The organism is Sulfuricurvum sp., from assembly GCF_049305995.1.
Taxonomy (GTDB): Bacteria; Campylobacterota; Campylobacteria; order Campylobacterales; family Sulfurimonadaceae; genus Sulfuricurvum.
Genome location: NZ_JBAQPS010000144.1, coordinates 1 through 4,421 on the forward strand (window position 1 = coordinate 1; position 4,421 = coordinate 4,421).

General features: G+C 42.1%; 3 protein-coding genes and 1 pseudogene. All 4 read right to left on the reverse strand.

Going from position 1 to position 4,421, the window contains the following annotated elements:
- Window positions 1–899: pseudogene (locus WA010_RS04915) on the reverse strand (GGDEF domain-containing protein); the annotation flags it as partial.
- Window positions 900–909: 10 nt separating this feature from the next.
- Window positions 910–1,407, reverse strand: coding sequence for an LPS assembly lipoprotein LptE (gene lptE, locus WA010_RS04920; RefSeq protein WP_422556033.1), 498 nt, complete (start codon window positions 1,405–1,407; stop codon window positions 910–912).
- A 4-nt stretch (window positions 1,408–1,411) separates the two neighbouring features.
- Window positions 1,412–3,862, reverse strand: coding sequence for a leucine--tRNA ligase (leuS, locus tag WA010_RS04925; protein WP_422556034.1), 2,451 nt, complete (start codon window positions 3,860–3,862; stop codon window positions 1,412–1,414).
- A gap of 13 nt (window positions 3,863–3,875) precedes the next feature.
- Window positions 3,876–4,421: protein translocase subunit SecF (secF, locus tag WA010_RS04930; protein WP_422556035.1), on the reverse strand; the 546-nt coding region annotated here is incomplete at its 5' end.

The following is a 4,421-nucleotide window of genomic DNA, read 5'->3' on the forward strand; positions in this document are numbered from 1 at the left end:
ATTTTAAAATCGGTCGGTTTATTACTCTCTAGTGCTTCAAGATCGCGCTTAACTTCTCGAATTTCAATAGTTGAATTTTCACTTCGTTCAATCAATTCAATCAACTGTGTAGAAAGTTTTTCCAATAACCTATCAAGTGCACTAACCATCTCTTCAACACTTTGCTTATCCAATGCTACCCGAATGGCAATAGCAGTTTTCAGCTCTTTTTCACATTCCACTGTTGCAATATACTCAGGCTTATCTCTTAACTTTTGAGATAATTGAATCGTTGTCGTATCCATGGTAGGTGCAATAGATGGCACAAGTGAAGAAAGAAGCAATTGAACTATTTTTATATAACTTATATTTTCTGTCGTGCCTTCATGAAAATTCAGATTTTCAATGGTTTGGCGTAAATTAGAAGTATCGATCGCCCCAAATTGTCCCAATTTTGTAAAAAATGAATCATCATATAAAGCCAGAAAATTTATCCAAGCCTGTTTGAGTAATTCAATCTGTGTCGTCCCACCCTGAGTTTCTAATATTGCTATTGTTTTTTTAGCCAATGCTGATGCTTCAGGATTATGCAATGCATCAATACTCAGCGCTATTTGTTTGGCTAACGAACTTAAAAGTTCTACTAGTATCGATGCTTCCCCTGGATTAAGACGACTTAGTTTAGAGATTAAAAAGCGAACCAATTCCGCTGTCGTTTTAACACGATATTGTTTTATTTCATCTGCAGTTTTTTTATCTAAAAGAGTTACATAACGATCAATACCACTACAGTCTTCAACCGCGAATCCTGCTTTTTTAGCTTCAGAACAAAATATTTCAGCGTAAGTATCAGGCGTCCATACTTTTCCCTCACTCTTTAGACGTTCCACCGTATTTCGAACGATTTGGTTAATGGTCATAATTTACCCCTTATTTCGATTCCACACCTTGTGCCGCTACTTGAGCGACAAACGAATCAAGTCCTTTTTGTGAACCTTGTCGTATCGCTTCAAAACGAGCTTGATCGGTAATAATTGCATTCGGTTCAATCGCAAAGTCATACGTCCCCTGCGTCGAATACGATGTTTTTTTATCTCCGCTAACACGATCAATCGACATTACTACAGTCGTACGGTACGTGATAATATAACCATTCGTATCATAGCGTAAAGGTGTAAAACCAACCGAGCCAATCGCAATTTTAAGATGGGTTTGTGAAATATTTTTAGAAACAAGTGATGTGCGAAATTTTGTAATTACCGCCATATCTACTGCATCTTTAATAAGAACCGTATTTTGAGGGTCTTCCATCGAAATCACCACTTCGGTACTGACACTCTCACCTACTACGTTTTTGGCATAATGGCTTGCTGGCTGATAGCCGCATCCGCTAAAAAGGATCAAAGCAATCAGTATCCAGTATCTCATTTTCTTACCCTTTAATGACCAAATTCACTAGTTTGCCCGGAATCACGATCGATTTCACAATCTCTTTTCCCTCTATCCACTTCTCTACGGCTGCTTTTGCGATCTCGATAACCGTTTCTTGAGACTCCGAAACGCCTACTTCGATGGTAGCGCGGTTTTTCCCGTTAATCGAAACACCCAAAACCAGTGCGTCTACTTCAAACACTTCCTCTAAAACAACTTGCTCTTTGAGATTGTGTCGGTTGAATAGCTCACTGGAGAGTTCCCAACACAAGTGAGGGATAATCGGCTCCATAATAGAGGTCAAAATCCAGTATCCTTCGCTCCATACATCACGATTGGATTGCTCATTCAGCGCATTCATCGCCTCCATAACCCCTGCAATCATGGTATTAAAAGTATACCGCTCGACAAACACCTCTTGGGCACGCTTGAGTGCTTCATACACTTTTTTACGGGCGTTTTTTTCCTCTTTGGACAAAGAAGCGTGATTGATGCTCGCAAGTGTATTCATTTTATTGACGTTTTGTGCTCTATCGGCAAACCGTTTTAGGAATCGATATGCCCCCTCAACGGCGCTGTCGTTCCACTCCAACTCTTGGGTTGGTGGTGCGGCAAAAAGAATAAAGAGACGCGCCGTATCAGCACCGTATTTTAGGATTATCGCATCAGGATCGACGGTATTGCCTTTGGATTTGGACATTTTTGCCCCGTCTTTGAGCACCATCCCCTGTGTCAACAGTTTCTCAAACGGCTCATCAAAATTGACATATCCCAAATCACGGAACACTTTGGTAAAAAATCGTGCGTACAACAGATGTAAAATAGCGTGTTCGATACCACCGATGTAGTGATCCACACCCATCCAGTATTTGATTTGCTCGCTTGAAAATGCTTCGCTCTCCCAGTTTGCAGGTGAAGCGCAAAAGCGTAAAAAGTACCAACTTGATTCCACGAACGTATCCATCGTATCAGTCTCACGAATGGCATCTTTTTCGCATTTCGGGCATTTGCAGTGTTTCCATGTCGGGTGTTTCTCTAGTGGATTTCCCTCTCCGGTGATCTCGATGTCGTGCGGCAAGGCGATCGGGAGATTCTCTTTTTTCTCCATCACCAAACCACAATTCTTACAATAGACAAACGGGATCGGTGCACCCCAATAGCGTTGACGCGAAACTCCCCAATCTTTGAGTTTGTAATTGGTCGTTTTTTGTCCGATTTTCAGTGATTCAAAGTGCTCGATCACTTTAGCCTGCGCCTCTTTGGAGTTCATCCCATCAAATGCTTGTGAATTAAACATAATCCCTGTATCGGTATAAGCTTTCGTCAAATTCAATTCAGACTCAAGCGGTTTAATCACGGCATGGATCGGCAAATCGTATTTTTGGGCAAAATCAAAATCACGATCATCATGGGCAGGAACCGCCATAACCGCACCGCTACCGTAATCCATAAGGACGAAATTCGCAACCCACACCGGAACCGTTTTGTGAGTAAGTGGATGGATGACATTAAGCCCTAAAGAAACTCCCGATTTTTCTTTTTGACGGTCGATAGAGGAGCTGTTTTTCATCGCTTTGATTTGATCAATCACCTCATCACTCAAAAGAGCTTTCTCAATCATAGCCGTGACGATAGGATGCTCAGGAGCTAACGCCGTATAAGAAACCCCATAAATCGTATCGGGACGGGTGGTAAAGACATCGAAACTCTCAAACTCTCCACTTAGCGTAGTTTTACTCTCCTCATCGAAAAAGAGATCAAATGCCAATCCGTTCGATTTGCCGATCCAGTTCTCCTGCATCGTCAATACCTGCTTCGGCCATCCACCCTCTAACTTTTTCAAATCTTCCAAAAGCTCATCGGCGTATTGGGTGATTTTAAAATAATATTGATTCATCTCTTTTTTAACGATAGGGGTATCGCAACGCCAACAGCACCCATCGACCACTTGTTCGTTCGCCAAAACGGTCAAATCGTGCGGGCACCAGTTGAGCATCCCCTCTTTACGGTATAAAAGCCCACGTTCGTACATATCGATGATAAAGCCCTGCTCGAATTTCGTATAGAGTTCATCACTGGTTGCAAGTTCACGATCTTTTGAGAACGAAAAGCCCAACGAAGCGAACTCTTTTTTCATATAATCGATATTATCATACGTCCATGTTTTAGGGTGTGAACCGTTTTTAATCGCCGCATTTTCCGCAGGCATACCAAAACTGTCAAACCCTATCGGATGGAGAACATTAAAACCTTGTTGACGGTAATAGCGGGCAAACGTATCACTGAGGGTGTAGTTACGGACATGCCCCATGTGGAGCCGTCCGCTTGGGAAAGGGAACATACTGAGGATATATTTTTTCGGCTTGGTAAAATCTTCACTCGGCTCGAAGCTTTTATGCTCTGCCCAAAATTTTTGCCATTTGGTCTCTATCTCAGAGGGGATATAATTCAAACAAAACTCCTATTTATACAATGCCCTGCTCGAATTGAGCACGCATTTTCTCTTTTTCAGCACGCATTTTGACTTTTTCAGCCATTTTTTGACGATAATCGGCAACACTAAATCCCGTCCAAACAACGAGCTGTGCCGCAACGAAAATAGAGCTATAGGTTCCGATGACAACACCCACCAGCATCGGGAAGCTGAATCCGAGCATGATGTCTCCGCCGAATAAGAAAAGGGTCAAAACTACAAAGAAAACCGTTAAAGAGGTCAACGTAGTTCGTGACTGAGTACGTGAAACCGCCTCATTTACGATCATCACGAAATCACTGTTTTTAGACTCTTGGATATGTTCGCGGATACGATCATATACGATAATAGTATCGTGGATCGAATAGCCCAAAATCATAAGCAGTGCTGCAACACTCTCGATATTAAAATCGATCTCAAAATAGGATACAAAACCAAATGTAATCACGATATCATGAACAATCGCGATAATCGCCGCTAACGCGAAACGCCACTCATAGCGAAACGTCACCATCGCCATAATCGCCGCCAACGTCAA